The organism is Virgibacillus byunsanensis, from assembly GCF_042675965.1.
In the GTDB taxonomy this organism is placed as follows: Bacteria; Bacillota; Bacilli; order Bacillales; family Amphibacillaceae; genus Virgibacillus_R; species Virgibacillus_R byunsanensis.
In genome coordinates, this window is sequence record NZ_JBHTKJ010000005.1 from 1 (window position 1) to 20,011 (window position 20,011).

Consider the following 20,011-nt stretch of genomic DNA (forward strand, 5'->3'; position numbering starts at 1 on the left):
TCGCACCTGCTAAATTACACGACCTATGCTCGGTCGCTCCGGAAGCCTTAGTTGCACTTATGCAGATTAAGAAAGATTTATACTTTCTTATCTGCTTAAAAATACGGAGTAATCCGTCAAACTCCAAACACACCTCATGTATTCATTGTCCATATTATCAAGCCCGTTTCTGCAAGTTAACACACAACTGTTGATAGGCGTCTGACTCGTGCTTCATTCCCATTTCACGATAGGTTTTGGATAACCATTGCAAGGGCTTTGGATCATTTGGCTTTAATTCCATTTCCCAGCTAAAACACTCTATTGCACTCTCCATCTGTCTAAATTCATAATATAATTCACCTAGTCTCTGCATTTGATCTAAATCATCGGTAAGTTTATGCATGGTGTCAATTTTTCTATATAACTGATGGGTTTTATGGTTTCCTTTAAAAGGATTAAGTATAGCTTTTATATGCTTTAGTTCTTGTGTTCTCATTAACAAAATTACATATTTATGAAGAAATTTTTGGGCTTTGTCAGGAAACTCATCCATAACAGGACTTAATAAGGTAGGAAGCATTTCTGGGTGTATGGAATACGCTTTTGTATCGTCCAGCATATCACCAATGGTTTGGACCTGAGATTCCGTAAGTTGGAGGTCTTGGTTATTCAGCATGTGAACAACTTTTTCGGTATTATGGGTTTCTACATATTTGTTAAATAAATCCTGTTTCAGTGGAGGGAAGGTAGGTATTTGCGAATTTATTACTTCTAATATGTTTACCATATCGTTTTCTTTTGCATACTGTTCCAATAATGTTAGTAATGAATGGTAATACTCATTAGAAGGAGTTGCCGTTAATTTGTAACTATATAAGGCAATCAGGTCAATCCAGCGGGATTCTTTCTCTAAGCGTGCTACAAGCTGCTGAAAACAGTGATCATCTTCTTTTTGATTATATAGTATCTTTTCGGCATAAATGGAGTCTTTGGTAAAAATTTCCTCAGACTTATCATTGTAGAGAATGGCATATTTGTCAAAAATGGAGTCCTTAGGAAGTTGTTTGACCAAACTATGATTTGGTGCGAAATCCATTAAAATGCGAAGGATCTGATAACCTAAGAAGCTCTGTCCGTTTCGACGATATACGTAGAAGATAGATTTAATTTCATTAAACAGATGTTTTTTCGGAATAAATGATTCAAAGAAGGTCAGAATAAACGCCTTTTCCTGCGGAGTGTAATTGGAGTCCAATTTTTTCAATAATGGTTTATAGCTAACGATCTTGCATGGATTGTTTGAAGATAACAATACATGGATAAACGGATGTGGGGCGTTATATACCATGCCTTTTTTAAAAGCGAATTCGACATATGACTGGCGTCGGACTTTTTTTGCTTTTACAGCAGTAAGGTAGTGGGATTTATAGAAAAACAAATAATACATGTCATGATTTTCACTGACCGCTTCGATAATTTCACTTTGCATGTATAAAGAAACTCTTTCTGCTTGTAATTGAATCGGTTTTTGATGATCATATAGTACAAATTGTTTATCGCTCATATTGGAACCCCCATGTCATTTTATACAACTATAACATATAATAGAATGAATCTCGATTTTAGGGAGAACGAATTGTAACCTAAATACGAAGAAGTACCACATCGATTCGAGCAAAAATATGGGACTAAAAAGAAGTAGTGTGTGATGGTTAACGGTTAACCATCACACATATCAAACACACTCCAGTAATACTTTTCAATTTGCCCTATATACCATTCAGCTAATTCATCATGTACCGCAAAAGGTTCGGTAAGGACGAGTTGAACCCGCAGGCAATGTGGTGTAGTCAGCCTTTTCGGGCGAGTGCGTGTATGGGCTTGAAAGAACATCAAGAAACCGTTGCATCACGCTGAAGTCTCCTTGGTTAACTGCAGCTTCTAAGGCCTCCTCTACGCGGTGGTTTCGAGGGATTACAGCAGGATTGTTGTTCTGCATCAACTCACGCGAGGCGTTTTTGGATTCCTCCTGCCTGCCTAGTCTTGCTTGCCACTGCTCATACCACTGAGCAAATTCCGGCGTCTCAAACAGAACCGCATCTCGAGACTTGTCAAAAGTTAAAGCGCGGAAGGTATTGGTATAGTCCGCACTATATTTCTGCATCATAGTAAGGAGACCTTCAACTAGTGATTCATCCTCCGCCTCTTCATTAAATATTCCTAGTTTGGCTCTCATTCCCGCATGCCAATTAAATAGGTACAGATCCTTAAATTTTGCAAGCTCCTCCTTAGCCAGTTCACTAGCCTCTTCGGGATCATCGTGTATCAGCGTCAAAAGTGTTTCAGCAAAGCGAGAGAGATTCCACAAGGCCATATATGGTTGATTACCATAGGCATAGCGCCCTTCTCTATCAATGGAACTGAATACCGTTTTCGGATCATACGTATCCATAAAGGCGCAAGGGCCATAATCAATCGTCTCCCCACTAATAGTCATGTTGTCGGTGTTCATCACACCGTGAACAAAACCAACTAGCTGCCATTTGGCAATTAGTGCTGCCTGACGTTCGATCACTTTCTGAAGTAGAGCGAGGTATCGGTCCTGATTAGCATCTAACTCTGGAAAATGGCGTTTAATGGCATAATCAGCCAGTTCCCGAAGTTCATCAGCACTACCCCACTTTGCCGCATATTCAAAGGTACCAACGCGCAGATGACTAGTTGCAACTCTGGTTAAGATCGCACCTGGTGAGTCCGTTTCACGCATAACTTTTTCACCTGTAGTTACCACGGCCAGACTACGAGTGGTAGGAATACCAAGGGCATTCATAGCTTCACTAATGATGTATTCCCGCAGCATCGGCCCCAGTGTCGCCCGCCCATCGCCCCTCCGGGAGTATGGCGTTCTACCAGAACCCTTTAGCTGAATATCAACCCGCTCACCTTCAGGAGTAATCTGCTCACCAATTAAAAGCGCTCGCCCGTCTCCTAACTTCGTAAAACGCCCAAATTGATGCCCTGCGTATGCTTGAGCAAGAAATAAAGAGCCTTCAGGAATCTCGTTACCAGCAAGCACCGCTTTACCATCCTCGCTTTGTAACGCCTGTACGTTCAACCCCAGGGATATTGCCAAAGTATCATTTAAAATGGCTATATCAGGTGTTTGTACAGGGTTTGGATCGATGCTGCTAAAAAATAATTTTGGAAGACGCGCATAACTGTTGTCCAAATTCCATCCTGTTTTATGTGTCATTGGATCTCCTTTTTTCTTTGTCATTTATTCATATATTTAACTTTATTATTCTTAAATTAAACACAAGGTAGCGCTTATAGTCTCTACTTATACAAATATGTTATACCCTTTTACATATTCGTAAATGGCTATGTATTGTATATAGTCACCCTCCATATAAACCGCGCACAATAGACCACTTTACAAAAAGCTCCCCCAAACCATCAGGCCGAGAAAACATAAATACGCATGTTATTAGGCTCTTATCAAGATTTTAACTCAACCCGCACCACGCACTCAACGTGATTCGTCTGTGGAAACATATCAACTGGTTGCACTTCCTTCGTCTCATACCCGCCATCTTCCAACACGCGCAAATCCCGCGCAAGCGTCGATGGATTACATGAAACATAAACGATCCGCTTTGGCTGCATGTCAGTCATTGCCTTCAACAGCTCTTCGTCACAGCCTTTACGTGGTGGATCGACAATAATAACGTCTGGTCGTAATCCTTGGGCTTTCCACCATGGCATTACTTTTTCTGCTTCACCAACGACGAAGTCAACATTTGTGATGCCGTTAAGTTTTGCATTATTTTTGGCATCACTAATTGCTTCTGGCACAATTTCCACTCCATAAACCTGCTTAGCTTTTTCGGCTAAAAATAATGAAATTGTGCCGATTCCACAGTAAGCATCAATTACCACATCATCACTAGTGATATCAGCATATTCCAATGCTTTGTCATACAGAGTTTTCGTTTGTGGCGGATTCACTTGATAAAAAGACTTCGCAGAAATAGCAAATCGAATATCACCGATCGTATCGTAAATGTATTCATCTCCCCAAAGAACGTTAGTCTTATTCCCTAAAACAACGTTTGTACGTTTGTTATTAATGTTGTGTATAATCGACTTCACGTGTGGGTATGTCTCTGTTAACTCCTTCACTAACTCCTCTTTATGCGGTAATTTATCCGTACGTGTTACGATCACAATCATCGTATCTTTGGTTTCTCTACCTGTACGTACCATAATATGACGTAATGTACCCCGATCAGTCTTCTCATCATATGCCGATATTCCAAGCCGAGTTGCTAATCGTCGGACTGCTTCAACAGCCCGGTCATTTAATTCATCCTGAATGACACACGTTTCTTGATCTTCAATAATATGATGGCTTCGTTTTTGATAAAATCCGGTAATTAGCTCACCATCTTTTTCCCCAACTGGGATTTGTACTTTATTTCGGTAGCGCCATGGGTCCTCCATTCCAATTGTTGAATGAACTGGGACATGATCAAGATGGGCCACCTTCCGCATGACACTTTTGACCTGATTTTGCTTCATTTCAAGCTGCATATCATAACTCATATGTTGAATTTGACAGCCCCCACATTTATAAAAAACATTACAAGGAGGCTCGACCCGTTCTGGACTTGGATTTTTTACATCAATTAATTTTCCAAAGCCAAAATTTTTATTGACTTTTATCACTTTAACAGTAGCTTCCTCACCTGGTAATGCGTATGGTACAAACAATGGATAACCATTTACTTTACCAACGCCATTTCCTTCATGGGTAAGATCTTCGAAACTAAGGGTAATCGTTTCATTCTTTTTTACAGGAGCTGTTTGCTTGGCCATTGTTACCTTCCTTTACGTGCTTGTTTGTGTGGTCTTTATCTTATCATATCTTGTTCAAATTTCTATAGAAAACATCAGGAGAAATTTCATAAATAATAAAATACTCCTTCAAGCACTGTGTAATAACCATTTAAACTTAATGGTATTATTACACGAACTAAAAGGAGTACGTATAGTTGTCAAACATAACATTTAAATGATTCCTTGTAACCGTAACACCAATTCCGCAATAAGGGCGGAACCAATAAATGTACCCAAAAGTACTAAACTTGCAACAACAAGTGTTTTCCAGCCAAGCTTCATAAAATCAGTCCAAGATCGTCCGATCGCAATGCCTGCATATGCTAAAATTGGTGTTGCTAATGCAAGCAGTTGTACCTCAGTTGTCCATGCGACAACAAATTCTGATCCAGGCATCCATGGCATTGACACAATAACGCCAATAATTGCGATATATGCCACACTCGGAAAATTCACAGGTAATATTTGATTTAAAATAAATCCCGCTAAACAAATAAGAATGAGAATAATCATCCCGGGAACTGCTGTTAATGGCATAATATCATAGCCTGCCCAGTTACCTAATAATGCGGTGAATCCAAATATTAATAACAAAAACGACCATTCTTGTATGTTTTTTAATAACATGGAATTCCCTCCTTATTATGTAACATTCTTTTTCTCCTCGCGACGATTTGTCATAAATTTATACAGTTTTTCGGTTAATGGTAAAGCAATAAATATACTTACATAAAGTCCCGTTGATAATGATAACAAGTTACTTGCCCCAGCAAAGGCAACAATTTGATTTTCCATGGCAGGAAATGCTTCAATTAATGATCCACTCGCTGCAGCCATCATACTTCCACTACCAATTCCTGATGCCATTGCAAATGATAGAGGGTGTAATGGAGTTAAGGTTGCCAAGAATCCAGCAATGAGCCCCATAAAGACTGCACCAAATACAGTACCAAAAATGTAAACCGCCATGACTCCCCGTCCCTCAGCAGAGCTAATACCGTATTTATCCATAATTAATCCTACGTTTGGTTCGCGAGCTACAGAGTGTGTCATTCCAATTGATTCACGCTTTAAACCTAACCATACAGCTACTGGTAATGCTATAAGAATTGTACCTAAATTGCCTAATTCCTGAAGTAGAAGTGCAGGTCCTGCGGCAATTAACTCCGGCATAGACGGTCCAATAATAACCCCAATTTTTGCAAGTAGTAGTGCAACCCCCAAAACGATAATTGGTTCTGCATTTTTAGACTGTTTTTCTTTTACCACTGGGGTGAAATATAGGACAAGCCCGATGATTAGTGCGTATAACATTGGTAACAGTAAAACGACACCTGGACCAATTGAAAAACTGAACGTTCCAATTAATTCTGTTACAACTACAGTCAATAAAACCAGTGCATGTAGACGCCAGTCTTTCCAAAGTCCTGGTAAAACTTCACTACTCATTATAAATTCTCCTTCGAAATTTGAATGTTATTGCAAGGTAAGACCTTACCCAGAGGCTAGTTTACCTTTTCCGTTGTGATCACCAATTTGAAAAAATTGATATATATTCTGACTTGCAAGAGTAGCAATATGATTTTTTCTACCAGGTTACGATATAAATAAATATCTTTACTTTTATTGGCTAGCGAAAACTTAACATCAGCAACGTATCATTTAGGGTATTAGGGCCAAACACACCCATTACCCTTGTATGTGCTGAACACTTCTGTAGTATGGAAGCAATTTTTTTCAAAACACCTGGTCTTTCCCCAGTTAACATTGCCTAACTTAGTAATGTTAATACTCCTCCTACAATCATATTGTCACATAGCTTAAGCGTTTGGCCTGCACCACTAGGTTCAATATATTCTATATGATCTCCCACAGATTTCAAGCTGGATGTTATACCTGTAAGCGCTTTTTCATTTCCACCTATCCTAATTGTAAGTGTTCCATCCTCCACTCCAGCTGGGCCACCACTTAAAGGACAATTGATTATTTCTACAACACCAACTCTAAGGGGTTAAGTCTTATTATTCTTCCTTCTCCACAAACACATCCGGCACAAAAAATTCGATATGCTCTTGGAGATTTACGAATTCACCTGGCAGCATACCACCAAATTCTCCGTCAATATTCAGTTGCATTTTTTCATCTGTATCTACTTTCACATTTCTTGCTCGTGCATAAATAACATTACCGTCATCTAAATGAGCTCCTCTTGTTGCCAGTGATGCTATACGAATAAATTCAGCTAGGTTTGTTTTACGCAATATGATTAAATCGAAATAACCGTCGTTTAATTTAGCATTTGGTGCAAGCTTTTCAAAACCACCGACAGAGTTAGTGTTTGCTACTAAAAATAACATAATCTCGTCGTCAATTATATTGCCGTCATACTCTATTTTTGCACGTATTGGTTTAAGAGATGGAAGCATTTCAATCCCTTTCATATAATATGCTAACTGTCCTATCATAGTCTTTAGCTTACTTGGTACTTCATAGGTAAGTTCAGTTAGTTTCCCACCACCAGCTATATTCATAAAGTAATGGTCATTAACTCTGCCAATATCAAGTGGCATAGTTTGATCTGCTAAGATGATATCTAATGCTTTCTTTATATCTCTTGGAATAGATAGTGCTCTTGCAAAGTCATTCGTTGTTCCAGTCGGGATGATCCCTAACTTTGGACGAAAGTCCTTTTCTGCTAATCCATTTATTACCTCATTAATAGTTCCATCTCCACCAGCAGCAACAACTACATCATACTTACGTTCTACTGCAGTTTCAGCTGCTTTAATCGCATCGCCTTCACTGGTAGTTGCATGTGCGGAAGTTTCATACCCGGCTTTTTCAAAACGCTCTAGTACATGAGCTAACTCTCGTTTGAATACTTCACGACCTGATGTCGGATTATAAATGATTCGGGCCCGTTTCAACATGTCCCCACCCCATTTTTTCAGTCATTACTTTCATGATCATCAATCATTATCATAGACTTTTTTTCATCTTTTGAAAAGGACTATGACAAATTCAGACTACTACCATAATTGGTAGTAGTCTTGATATCGTAATAGTATTATCTTTTAGCTAATTCTGCAGAAAGTATTTTGTTAACCATTGGAGGATTTGCCTGGCCTTTAGTAGCCTTCATTACCTGTCCAACTAAATATTTCTGTGCTTTATCTTTCCCGTCTTTATAGTCAATGATGGATTGCTCATTCTCATCTAATATTTTCGTGATGATTTCTGTTAACTGTCCTTCATCAGAAATTTGAACAAGTCCTTTTTCCTTAATGATTTTTTCAGGCTCTCCACCGTTATCAACTAGTTCAGCAAATACTTTCTTCGCCATTTTCGATGAAATGGTTCCATCTTCAATTAATTGAATCATTTTCGCTAAGGATTCTGGCGTTACTGCCAGTTGATTAAGTTCTTTCTGATGTTTATTCATGTATGCAGAAACTTCGCCCATCAGCCAGTTAGATGCCTGTTTGATAGCTGCACCATGTTGGGTGGTCTCTTCAAAGAAATCAGACATTTCTTTAGAATTTGTTAGAACCGCAGCATCATACTCGGATAAACCTAACTCGTCCATATATCGTTTTTTTCGTACATCTGGCAATTCAGGAATTTCGTTACGAATTCGTTCCTTCCATGCTTCATCAATATATAACGGCAATAAATCTGGTTCAGGGAAGTATCGATAATCATCAGAACCCTCTTTAACCCGCATCAATATGGTTTCTTTTGTCTTTTCATCATAACGGCGTGTTTCTTGTAGAATTTCTCCACCTGTTAATAACTCTTTTTCCTGACGTTTCTCTTCAAATTCAAGTCCTTTTTGTACAAAAGAAAATGAATTAAGGTTTTTTAACTCTGTTTTTGTTCCAAATTCATCTTGGCCGATAGGTCGTATCGAAAGGTTGGCATCACAACGAAGTGAACCCTCTTCCATTTTACAATCGGATACTCCTGTGTATTGGATGATATTTTTCAATTTTTCCAAGTAAGCATACGCCTCTTCAGGTGATCGCATATCTGGTTCGGAAACAATTTCAATTAATGGTGTTCCTTGACGGTTGAAGTCAACCAACGAATAACCGTCATCCTGGTGTGTTAATTTACCAGCGTCTTCTTCAATGTGTAAACGCGTAATTCCAATGCGTTTTTTCTCTCCATTAACTTCGATTTCAATCCAGCCATTTTCAGCAATTGGCTTATCGAATTGCGAGATTTGATATGCTTTCGGATTATCTGGGTAAAAGTAATTTTTACGATCAAATTTAGTGTCGGAAGCAATTTCACAATTTAATGCCATTCCAGCCTTCATCGCAAAGTTAACGACTTCCTCATTTAATACAGGTAGAACACCTGGATATCCAAGGTCGATTGGGTTAACGTTCGAGTTTGGCTCCGAACCAAATGCATTTGGACTCGGGCTGAATATTTTTGAATTTGTTTTTAGTTCCACGTGTACTTCTAGACCAATGATAGTTTCAAAATTCATTATTTGCCACCTCCTAATTGAGGTCGTTTCGTATGATAATCGGTTGCTTGTTCAAACGCATGTGCTGTGCGATAGATCGTCTGTTCATCAAAATGCTTTCCAATAATTTGTAAGCCAAGTGGTAATCCTTTTTCAGAGAAACCACATGGTATTGAAATTCCTGGTACCCCTGCTAAATTAACAGGAATCGTTAGAATATCATTCGCATACATCGTTAATGGGTCATCCACTTTCTCCCCGACTTTAAATGCAGGCGTCGGTGTTGTTGGTCCAATAACTACATCATACTGTTCAAAAATGCTATCAAAATCATTTTTAATTAACGTGCGAACCTGCTGTGCTTTTTTATAGTAAGCATCATAATATCCTGAACTTAATGCAAAAGTCCCCAGCATGATACGACGTTTTACTTCGTCACCAAAGCCTTCGCTACGTGACATCTTAAACATATCCAGCATATTTGTCGCTTTTTCAGAACGAACACCATAGCGCACGCCATCAAATCTGGCAAGGTTGGCTGATGCTTCTGAGGATGCTAGTAAATAATAGGTAGCAACTGCATATTTGGAGTGTGGCAAGGAAACCTCTTCCCATTCAGCCCCGAGTGATTCGTATGTTTTCAATGCATTCAAGACAGATTCTTTAACTTCTGGTGCTACACCCTCAGCAAGATACTCTTTTGGTACAGCAATTTTCAAACCCTTCACATCGCCTGTTAGGGAACTCGTAAATGAAGGAACCTCGATATCCACACTCGTCGAATCCATTTCATCATGACCCGAGATCACTTCAAGAACACGTGCATTATCTTCCACATTTCTCGTAACCGGTCCTATTTGATCAAGTGAGGAAGCAAATGCTACTAAGCCAAATCGAGATACACGTCCATATGTAGGCTTCATTCCGACCACACCACAAAATGCTGCAGGCTGTCGAATGGAGCCACCCGTGTCTGAGCCTAATGAAAACAGAACTTCACCAGCTGCTACTGCTGCAGCAGAACCACCACTCGAACCACCTGGTACGTAGTCAGTATTCCAAGGATTTCGAGTTGGTGCATAGCTTGAATTTTCATTTGATGAACCCATTGCAAATTCATCCATGTTCAATTTACCAATTGTAATTGCTTTTTCTCTATCTAACTTGCTCACAACAGTTGCGTTATACAATGGATCATCAAAGTTTCGTAAAAACTGACTTCCACATGTCGTGCGCAACCCTTTTGTTACCATATTATCTTTGATTCCAGTAGGTATACCAAATAAACGATAATTTTCCGTGTCGGTTGTGCTATCAAGTTCTTTTGCCTGGTTGCGTGCATTTTCTTCATCCAGGGTTAAAAATGCTTGTACTTGGTCATCAACTTCTTTAATCCGATCATATGACGTGTTAACCAAGTCTTCAACAGTAATTTCTTTATTATGTAATTTTTCTTCTATCTCTTTAATACTATGGTCAAATAATGACATTGTTTTCCCTCCTTACTCCAAAATCGATGGCACTCTGAATTGACCGGCTTCTTTGTCGGGAGCGTTCTTCAAAGCTTCTTCTTTCGTAATCCATTTTCTTGGTTCATCTTTTCGTAGTACATTCTTCACATTTTGGTCATGTGTTGTTGGTTCAATACCCTCTGTATTCAATTCAGTTAATTGATCTGCATAATCAATAATTGCGCTTAAATCTTTCGTTAGCTGTTCCACTTCATGATCAGTCACTGCTAATCTTGCCAAATGCGCAACATGCTTTACTTGATCCTTTGATATATCTGACAATATATACACCTCCATAAAGGTTTTTAAATTAGGGTAAAACTTCCTGAAAAACTCTTGCAATACTATTGATAATAGCAGAATTTGACGCTAATTAGCAACTTTAAAGGGAAATTCAATTTGAGTAAAAAAAGACCTGAAATAGCTTCCACACTATTTCAGGCAAATAATATCATATAGTAATAGGGTAAAAAAATTACTTAAAAGGGTCATTAATTTAGGCATTGAATTCATAATTACCAATTGAAAGAACACTAGGTTCTAAATCAGATGCTGTATCCAATGGTTGCTTATCCTGCGCAAATAAAAATCCAGCAACAAGAAGAGTTCCTAATGTTATAGTAGTAAATACTTTTTTCATATTATCCCCTCCTTTACAGTATAATTAATTCCTCATAAGATATATTGGCTAGTTTATAATACTTAACCGCGTCTTTATACTTACATAGATACTCATAATGTTTACCTAGCATATTAGCGTAAACTACTATATTCGCATAATCTTTATGTTTCTGTAGATATGGTATAAATTCCTTGATAACTAAAGATTCAAATTTAGCATATTCCTGATTTAACACTAAATTATAAGTGCTGATTACATAATAATGAATTTTAAATAGTTCATTATCTGTTTTACCATCCAATAGTTCAGTTCCTTTTTCTATCATCTTTTTAGTATTATCAAGATCATAAATTGAGTAATATTCTTTAATTAAAGATGTCACTGCTGTTAACTTTGCATTAAGGTCAACTTCAACATCATTATATACCTCTTCATAATAATGAATTGCTTCTTTAGTATCTCCTTTTGTTGCATGGAGGAAACCTAGATTCTGATTGGATAATTGAATGATTTGTTGATTTTTATTCAATTCACCTAAATGCTTGGCAAGATTATGGTTTTTTATCGATTTATCCCACATTCTAATTCGACGATATGATATACCAAGCACAATATGACATTGTGCACAGCGAATAAAATTATACTGTTTTCTGAAAACGTCTATAGCTTTATCAGCGTAATCTATCGCTTCAAGTGTATTACGTAATTTACTATGTGTTACTCCAATAGTATATTGAAGATCAGCAACTTCCTCTTCTGGTAACTCAAGCTGATTCAGTTTTTCTTCTGATAGCTTATACATACGCATAGCCTGATTAATCTCAGAAGTTAAAGTTGCATAATTCCCTTTAAACTTATACCAATAATACTGGTGTAAACTATCTAAGGTGCTGGAAATTTCAGCTAATCTATTTATTTCAGCTAATGCTTCCTCAAGTTTACCTAAAACTAAGTAGTACCGAACCTTATGAATCTCAAACATTACTAGACTATCAGAATGAGCGGACTCCATTAATCCTTCTAATTCTTCGTATGCAGCTATAATTTCTTGTTTGTCATTTACTTCAAAAAGTAGATTATACCAATTTTGACACTTCTCTTTGATGGTTGTATCTATTTCATTATCCAGTTGGATTCCTAGACGCGTACATAACAGACTGATCACATCTGGGCTAGCGTCCGTCTTTTGATTTTCAATCTTTGATAAGTAGGACATAGATACGATACCTTCTGCTAACTGTTCCTGCGTCATTTCTTGTTTAATTCGATGCAATTTTATAAAGGGCCCTATCTCCATCTATATACCCACCTTAACAACAAGTTGTCTGTATTTATATAATAACATAAATTCAAAATATTCATATTGGGAAAGTTGATGGGTGAATATGTCGATTATCACCTTAAAAACTTTCCAACTTTCCTAAAACGATGAAAAAGAACTCCTTTCTGCAAAAAAGAGCAAAAAAGGAGTTCTTTTTATCATGACTATTTACTTAGAACATTTCAGAAGTTGTTTTTCCTTGCATATGATGGATTAGGTAATCTGGTCCACCAGCTTTTGAATCGGTACCTGACATATTGAATCCACCGAATGGTTGGTAACCAACAATAGCTGCTGTACATCCACGGTTGAAGTACAAGTTACCGACATGGAAGTCAGTACGTGCTTTTTCTTGATGTGTACGGTTATTTGTAATTACCGCACCAGTTAAACCATAATCAGTATTGTTAGCAATTTCAATTGCATGATCAAAATCTTTTGCTTTGGTTAATCCTACAACAGGACCAAAGATCTCTTCTTGCATAATACGTGATTCTGGATCAGCATCTGCGAAAACAGTTGGATTAATGAACCAACCTTTACTGTCGTCTCCAGTACCACCAGCAATAAGTTCCGCTTCTTTCTTACCAATTTCAATGTAGCTCATAATTTTATCGTATGCACCTTGATCAATTACAGGTCCCATAAAGTAAGAATTATCATGTGGGTCACCTGCTGATAATTCTTTTGTTAATTGAGCAACACGATCTTTCACTTGATCGTATACATCTTCATGGATTACAGCACGTGAACATGCAGAACACTTTTGTCCTGAGAACCCAAATGCAGATTGAACAATCGATTGTGCTGCTAGTTCTAAATCAGCCTCATTATCGACAACGATGGTGTCTTTACCACCCATTTCAATAATTGTACGTTTAAGCCACTTTTGGCCTTTTTGTACCTTTGCTGCACGTTCAAAAATACGTGTACCAACGTCACGAGAACCTGTAAAGCTTACAAAGCGAGTACGTGGGTGATCTACTAGATAGTCCCCAACCTCACTACCAGGCCCTGGAATATAGTTAATAACTCCTGCTGGTAATCCTGCTTCTTCAAGGACTTCCATTAATTTATAAGCAATTACAGGTGTTGAGCTTGCTGGTTTAAGTAATACTGTATTACCTGAAACCATTGCTGCTGTTGTTGTTCCTGCCATGATGGCAAATAGGAAGTTCCAAGGTGAGATTACCACACCCACTCCTAGTGGAATATAGTTATATTGATTATATTCGATAGGTCTACTGTTAATTTTTACACCGTCTTTGAATTCAAGCATTTGACGGCCGTAATATTCAAGGAAATCAATCGCTTCTGCGGTATCCGCATCAGCCTCTTTCCATGGTTTTCCGCCTTCTTTAACTAGGTGTGCTGTGAATTCATGCTTGCGTCGGCGAACAATTGCTGCAGCACGGAATAGTATATCAGCACGAAACTTAGGGTCGGATTTTCTCCACCACTGGAATGTTTCGTCTGCAACTTTCATTGCTTGCTCAGCTAATTCTTTATTTGCTTTTGAAACATAACCGACAACTTCATCTTTATTAGCCGGATTTAAAGAAACAATTTTATCTTCTGTTGTTATACGTTCTCCACCAATAATTAGCGGATATTCTTTCCCTAGATCTGCTTCCACCTTCTTAAGGGCTTCTAGCATTTCCTTTTTATTTTCTTCTACAGTAAAGTCTGTAAAAGGTTCGTGTGTGTACGGTACTACCATGAAAAAACCTCCTTTTAAAAATTAACAATAACACTTCCATTCACATGATTGCGTTTACACAGACAACCGAATGAAGTCTTCCATTCATTATTTTAACCGAATTGTGCTAACAGTTCAACGAATTGAACCCATTAATGGAAAATATGCACTGTAGGATCCTCCGCGCCAGCTTCCCGGTAAATGAGACTTTCCATTTTTTCATCTGACATAATTTTAACTTCTAAATCATAATAATTTGGAAAAATTTCTTTAAGGACGCCATATGCATACTGTGTAAAGCCTACTACTTCGCCCTTTCCATAAAACTCAAGTGGTACCTCAATCGTTAATTTCTTCAAATCATCATTTACATAAAAACCTTCGCCAATAGAGCCTACATAGTTCGGAAAATATTGAGCTATCTCATTACCAAAGCTATTTATTAGCTGGGAATCATCATAGTATTTTTCCTCTGCCTCATCTGATGGAAAAAGTACATACTCCTCATCAATCGTTTCCCAATCATTAAGTGACATATCACTACCTGCTATATTTGTTTTTGCAACGAAGTTTCCAGGTATAGGAGAGCCCTGGTCAGCTTCTCTATATATAGCGAACATGATAGGCACCCCGTTTAATTCATCCATTTGACGAACACGTTCCAACATTGTTTGCGCCATTTCATTGGCTTGTTCCATCATTTCTCTTTGGGATATATCTTCGTAATAATACGGGCCTCCAGGTTCAGTCTGAAACCGGTAAACTGATTTCATTGCGATACCTATTGAGATACCGACTAGCTCTACAGTATTATCTTCTTTTTTTCGTAAATAGTTTTGTTCTAGTACATGGGATAAATATCGTGGATTTTCACGATAAACTTCTTCCTCCTCATCATCTTCAACTACTGGGTTTAATCCATCAATCCAATCAATAACCATATCTTCGGTTAAATACTGACCTTCCTGATAAAAATACTTTTCTGGATCAAACTCTGCTTTAGAATGACGTCTTAATCCTTCTTCGACTTCATCAATGTCCACACGATTTCCTAACTGATCTGTTATTACTCCTCTAGCTGCACTCGGCTTGAAAGGAAGGATCATCTTATAATTCTCTTCTGATAATTGATAGCTAGGCACAATAGAGGTTTCTTCTCTTGTTTCTTCATTTTCCTGAACAACTTCATCTTCATTAATACTTGGTGCACAGCTCGTTATGAATAGGAGGGTACCTATTAACCAAATGCTTACCTTTTTCATATTTCCCCACTCCCTACCTTTCTATGACATCTTTTAGCTGCTGCTCATCCCAAACAGTAACACCTAATTGTAGAGCTTTATCATACTTAGAACCTGCATCCTCTCCTGCAATGAGTATATCTGTATTTTTACTAACACTTCCGGTGACAGATCCTCCCATTGATTCGATCATTTCCTTTGCTTCAGGGCGACTTAAACTTTCCATTTTGCCTGTCAGCACAACTGTTTTACCAGCAAAAACAGAATCGTTATTTTCAGTGGATTGTTTAGGTCCTGTATATTGCATATTAACGCCTAATGACTTCAAATCCTGAATAAGATCAATCACCTTTTGTTCGGAAAAATACTGTACAATGGAATCAGCCATTTTATCTCCGATCTCATTCACTGCGATGAGCTCCTCATAGGTTGTGTTTTGCAGGTTCTCCATTGTTTCAAATTGAACGGCCAACGTTTTGGCTGCTTTGGATCCAATAAAGCGAATCCCTAGGCCGAATAGTAAGTTCTCTAATGAGTTTTGTTTGGAAACTTCAATTGCACTAAGCAAGTTATCAACAGACTTTTCACCCATACGTTCAAGATTCAGCAATTTCTCGCGATTTAGTCGATATAAGTCTGCCATCGTTTGAATTAATTCCTCTTGAAAAAGTTGTATAATTACTTTTTCACCTAACCCATCTATATTCATAGCGTTTCGTGACACAAAATGAATAAGCCCTTCCTTTAACTGGGCAGGACAGTTTGGGTTAATACACCGCAGTGCTACTTCCTCTTCAAGCCGAACCAATTCACTACCACATGCTGGACATTCATCAGGCATTTGGAATTCTAATTGTTTACCTGTTCGCTGTTCATCTACCACTCTTACAACTTCTGGAATAATATCTCCAGCTTTTTTAATGATTACGGTGTCACCGATACGAATATCCTTCGCCCGGATTAAGTCTTCATTATGTAATGAAGCACGTTGTACGGTTGTGCCAGCAACCTTCACTGGGGTTAATATAGCTGTTGGCGTCACAACACCTGTCCTACCAACACTTAGTTCTATATCAAGAAGTTCGGTTACCGCTTCTTCTGCAGGAAATTTATATGCAATTGCCCAGCGAGGACTTTTAGCGGTGAAACCTAGCTCTTCCTGCTGTTGTAAATCATCAATTTTAATAACAATCCCGTCAATTTCATAATTTAACTGAGGGCGTTCTCTTGTCCAATATTCAACAAACTCAATCACTTCCTCGATAGTGTCGCACCTTTTCCATTCCGGATTTGTTTTAAACCCTAACTCTTGGAGATATTCCAATCGTTCACTATGAGAAGCTAATGTTCCGGTCTCCCATTCTCCCACACCATATAAAAATATATCTAAATTGCGTTTAGCTGCGATTTTTGGATCTAATTGACGTAGGGATCCAGCTGCTGCATTTCGTGGGTTAGCAAAAGGTTCTTCTTCGTTTTTTTCCCGTGCTTCATTTAACGCAAGGAAAGATTTATGTGGCATAAATGCTTCCCCGCGGACTTCTATTTTCTCGGTATCTTTAATTTTTAAAGGGATACTGCGAATTGTTTTCAGGTTACTTGTAATATCTTCGCCAACGGTACCGTCACCTCGTGTTGCTCCACGGACAAATCGGCCATCTTCATATGTGAGTGATATCGCAAGACCGTCTATTTTCAATTCACAAACATAAGAAATAGGCTTACCTGTATGTTGGCTAGCTCGTCTTGTGAAATCACGTAGATCTTGTTCATTAAATGCATTTCCCAGGCTCAACATTGGTACATTATGCTGTACTTTTTGAAAGGCTTCCAAAGGTTCACCACCGACTCGCTGGGTAGGTGAGTCAGTCATAATAAGTTCAGGAAACTGTTCTTCTAGTTCACGAAGCTCCTGCATTTTCTGATCGTACACAGCATCAGATACACTAGGATGATCTAAAACGTGATATTCATAGTTATATTGACGTAACTTGTCACTAAGTATGTTAATTTTTTCTTGTGCTTGTTGTTCATCCATAGCCCCAGCATCTCCTTATTGTTTCGTAATCGGTGCGAACTTTGCAAGTACACGTTTTATACCAGTTGGGGCAGGGAAGGCAATATCTAATTCCATGGATTCACCTTCACCTTGTACTTTTACAACGGTACCAACACCCCATTTTTTATGGCTTGCCTTATCACCAGGACCCCATGATTCACTTTCAGCTCCAGTAGTCTTTTGCATCTTCTCTGCCTTTCGTTTCATAGGAGCTCGCCTTTCACTAGATTGTCCAACTGAGCCATACATAGACATTTTCGCTTGCTCAATACCATCTACTAATTCCTCAGGTATTTCATTTATAAATCGACTGATTGGGTTCATATTTGTTCGACCATATAGGGTACGCATTTTTGCGTGCGTTAAGTAGAGCTCTTGTTCAGCACGTGTTATCCCCACATATGCAAGCCTACGCTCTTCTTCCATTTCATCATTATCAAACATGGAACGACTATGCGGAAAAACATTTTCTTCCATACCAATGAGGAACACAACAGGGAACTCCAGCCCTTTAGCTGCATGCAATGTCATAAGCGTTATTTTTTCCTCATTTTCCGTATCTTCTTCATCTACACGATCAATGTCTGCGATTAACGCAAGGTCGGTTAAGAAGGAGATAAGGGTCTTATCTTCACTCGTCTTTTCAAATTCCTTCGTTACAGTCATGAACTCTTCCAAATTCTCTAATCGGCTCTGTGACTCAATGGACCGTTCATTTTTCAGCATTGTTTCATATCCAGTTCTTTGAAGAATCGCTTCAACCATATCGGTTGCAGTTAAAAACTCTTGTTGCTGTGTTAACGTTTTGATTAGATTTCCAAATTCCGCTAATGTGTTGGCCGCCTTTTTAGACACACCTGTAAAATCAACTTCTTTTACGGCTTCATAAAAGGAGATGTCATGCTCTGTAGCATGTGCACGCAACCGGTCAACCGATGTCTTTCCTATTCCTCGTTTTGGAACATTGACAACTCGTTCAAAGCTCAAATCATCATCTGGATTTGTAATTAACCGTAAATAAGCTACCATGTCCTTGATTTCTTTGCGATCGTAGAACTTTGTGCCACCTACCATTTGATAGGCAATTGTCGATTTCATTAGCGAATCCTCTATCGCACGTGACTGAGCGTTTGTCCGATATAAAATCGCAATGTCATTTGGTGAGAATTTAGATTCATTTGTTAGTTCCTGGATTTTATTAATGACGAACAGTGCCTCTTCCTGCTCTGTTCCTCCTTGGAAATAATGTAGATTTTTCCCGTCCTCGTTTTCAGTCCATAGGTTTTTGGGCTTACGACCTGTATTTTTTTCAATTACCTTATTTGCTGCTGCAAGAATTGACTTAGTTGACCGATAGTTCTGCTCTAAAAATACAGTTCTAGATGACGGATAGTCCTTTTCAAACGATAAAATGTTGGAAATGTCTGCACCACGCCAACCGTAAATCGACTGATCAGAATCACCTACAACACAGAGGTTTTGAAAGCGACTAGCTAATTGTTTTACAAGATAGTATTGAGCATGGTTTGTATCTTGGTACTCGTCCACGTGAATATATTGGAATCTGCGCTGATAATACTCCAACACCTCAGGAATTCGTTTGAAGAGGTGAATTGTTTGCATAATCAGGTCATCAAAATCGAGTGACTGATTTTTATGTAGCATTTTTTGATATTTTTCATAGACTTGTGCTACCTGACGCTCAAAGAAGTCTCCAACATTTTTGCTATATTCTTCTGGTGTAATCAACTCATTTTTCGCTGAACTTATGGAACCAAGCATGGCACGTGGCTCAAATTTTTTCGGATCAATGTTGAGATTCTTTAGTATTTGTTTTATAGCGGATAGCTGATCACTACTATCTAAAATTGTAAAATTACGACTATATCCAATTCGATCGATATCCCGTCTTAGTATACGTACACACATAGAGTGAAACGTGGAAACCCATATTTGGTCACTACCCATACCCACTAATTTTTTAACACGCTCCCTCATCTCGCGTGCCGCTTTATTGGTAAATGTAATAGCTAATACGTTTCTGGGCGATACTTCTTTTTCACCAAGCAGATAGGCGATTCGATGAGTTAATACACGTGTTTTACCACTGCCTGCACCTGCCATAATTAATAACGGTCCTTCTGTATGTTTAACAGCCTCTTGCTGTTCTTTATTCAATCCTTTGAGTAAGTCATCCATT

The 20,011-nt window shown here is 38.3% G+C and carries 16 protein-coding genes; all 16 read right to left on the minus strand.

Annotated features, from left to right (window positions below):
* Positions 1-157: 157 nt before the first annotated feature.
* The 16 genes from ACFQ3N_RS01410 to pcrA all read right to left on the minus strand — a co-directional run bounded on the left by ACFQ3N_RS01410 (position 158) and on the right by pcrA (position 20,010).
* Positions 158-1,546, minus strand: coding sequence for a hypothetical protein (locus tag ACFQ3N_RS01410; protein WP_390358859.1), 1,389 nt, complete (start codon positions 1,544-1,546; stop codon positions 158-160).
* 228 nt (positions 1,547-1,774) lie between these two features.
* Positions 1,775-3,259: a protein adenylyltransferase SelO gene (locus ACFQ3N_RS01415; protein ID WP_390358860.1), complete on the minus strand. Its 1,485-nt coding sequence runs from the start codon at positions 3,257-3,259 to the stop codon at positions 1,775-1,777.
* Between the two features lie 221 nt (positions 3,260-3,480).
* Positions 3,481-4,860, minus strand: a complete 1,380-nt coding sequence (gene rlmD / locus ACFQ3N_RS01420) for a 23S rRNA (uracil(1939)-C(5))-methyltransferase RlmD (protein ID WP_390358862.1) — start codon at positions 4,858-4,860, stop codon at positions 3,481-3,483.
* A 192-nt stretch (positions 4,861-5,052) separates the two neighbouring features.
* The gene (locus ACFQ3N_RS01425) at positions 5,053-5,508 is read right to left on the minus strand and encodes a hypothetical protein (protein WP_390358864.1); all 456 of its coding nucleotides are present in this window, start codon (positions 5,506-5,508) and stop codon (positions 5,053-5,055) included.
* A gap of 15 nt (positions 5,509-5,523) precedes the next feature.
* The gene (locus tag ACFQ3N_RS01430) at positions 5,524-6,330 is read right to left on the minus strand and encodes a DUF3100 domain-containing protein (RefSeq protein WP_390358866.1); all 807 of its coding nucleotides are present in this window, start codon (positions 6,328-6,330) and stop codon (positions 5,524-5,526) included.
* A 322-nt stretch (positions 6,331-6,652) separates the two neighbouring features.
* Positions 6,653-6,868, minus strand: coding sequence for an NAD(P)-binding domain-containing protein (locus ACFQ3N_RS01435; protein WP_390358932.1), 216 nt, complete (start codon positions 6,866-6,868; stop codon positions 6,653-6,655).
* 34 nt (positions 6,869-6,902) lie between these two features.
* A complete protein-coding gene (locus ACFQ3N_RS01440; RefSeq protein WP_390358868.1) occupies positions 6,903-7,808 on the minus strand; it encodes a diacylglycerol kinase in 906 nt (301 codons plus the stop codon).
* A 140-nt stretch (positions 7,809-7,948) separates the two neighbouring features.
* Positions 7,949-9,379 (minus strand): Asp-tRNA(Asn)/Glu-tRNA(Gln) amidotransferase subunit GatB, encoded by a 1,431-nt coding sequence (gatB, locus tag ACFQ3N_RS01445; protein WP_390358869.1) that lies wholly within the window; start codon positions 9,377-9,379, stop codon positions 7,949-7,951.
* Positions 9,379-10,848: an Asp-tRNA(Asn)/Glu-tRNA(Gln) amidotransferase subunit GatA gene (gene gatA, locus ACFQ3N_RS01450; protein WP_390358871.1), complete on the minus strand. Its 1,470-nt coding sequence runs from the start codon at positions 10,846-10,848 to the stop codon at positions 9,379-9,381. The genes gatB and gatA overlap by 1 nt, the downstream gene beginning before the upstream one ends.
* Before the next feature lie 12 nt (positions 10,849-10,860).
* Complete coding sequence (gene gatC / locus ACFQ3N_RS01455) at positions 10,861-11,151, minus strand: Asp-tRNA(Asn)/Glu-tRNA(Gln) amidotransferase subunit GatC (RefSeq protein ID WP_390358873.1); 291 nt, start codon at positions 11,149-11,151, stop codon at positions 10,861-10,863.
* A 214-nt stretch (positions 11,152-11,365) separates the two neighbouring features.
* Entirely contained in the window at positions 11,366-11,509 is a 144-nt protein-coding gene (locus ACFQ3N_RS01460) for a hypothetical protein (protein ID WP_390358875.1), read from the minus strand.
* 13 nt (positions 11,510-11,522) lie between these two features.
* Entirely contained in the window at positions 11,523-12,788 is a 1,266-nt protein-coding gene (locus ACFQ3N_RS01465; RefSeq protein WP_390358877.1) for a helix-turn-helix domain-containing protein, read from the minus strand.
* 196 nt (positions 12,789-12,984) lie between these two features.
* Positions 12,985-14,532, minus strand: coding sequence for an L-glutamate gamma-semialdehyde dehydrogenase (pruA, locus tag ACFQ3N_RS01470; RefSeq protein WP_390358879.1), 1,548 nt, complete (start codon positions 14,530-14,532; stop codon positions 12,985-12,987).
* Between the two features lie 131 nt (positions 14,533-14,663).
* Positions 14,664-15,773, minus strand: a complete 1,110-nt coding sequence (locus ACFQ3N_RS01475; RefSeq protein WP_390358881.1) for a CamS family sex pheromone protein — start codon at positions 15,771-15,773, stop codon at positions 14,664-14,666.
* A gap of 13 nt (positions 15,774-15,786) precedes the next feature.
* Entirely contained in the window at positions 15,787-17,790 is a 2,004-nt protein-coding gene (ligA, locus tag ACFQ3N_RS01480) for an NAD-dependent DNA ligase LigA (protein WP_390358883.1), read from the minus strand.
* A 15-nt stretch (positions 17,791-17,805) separates the two neighbouring features.
* Entirely contained in the window at positions 17,806-20,010 is a 2,205-nt protein-coding gene (pcrA, locus tag ACFQ3N_RS01485) for a DNA helicase PcrA (protein WP_390358934.1), read from the minus strand.
* Position 20,011 lies beyond the last annotated feature (1 nt).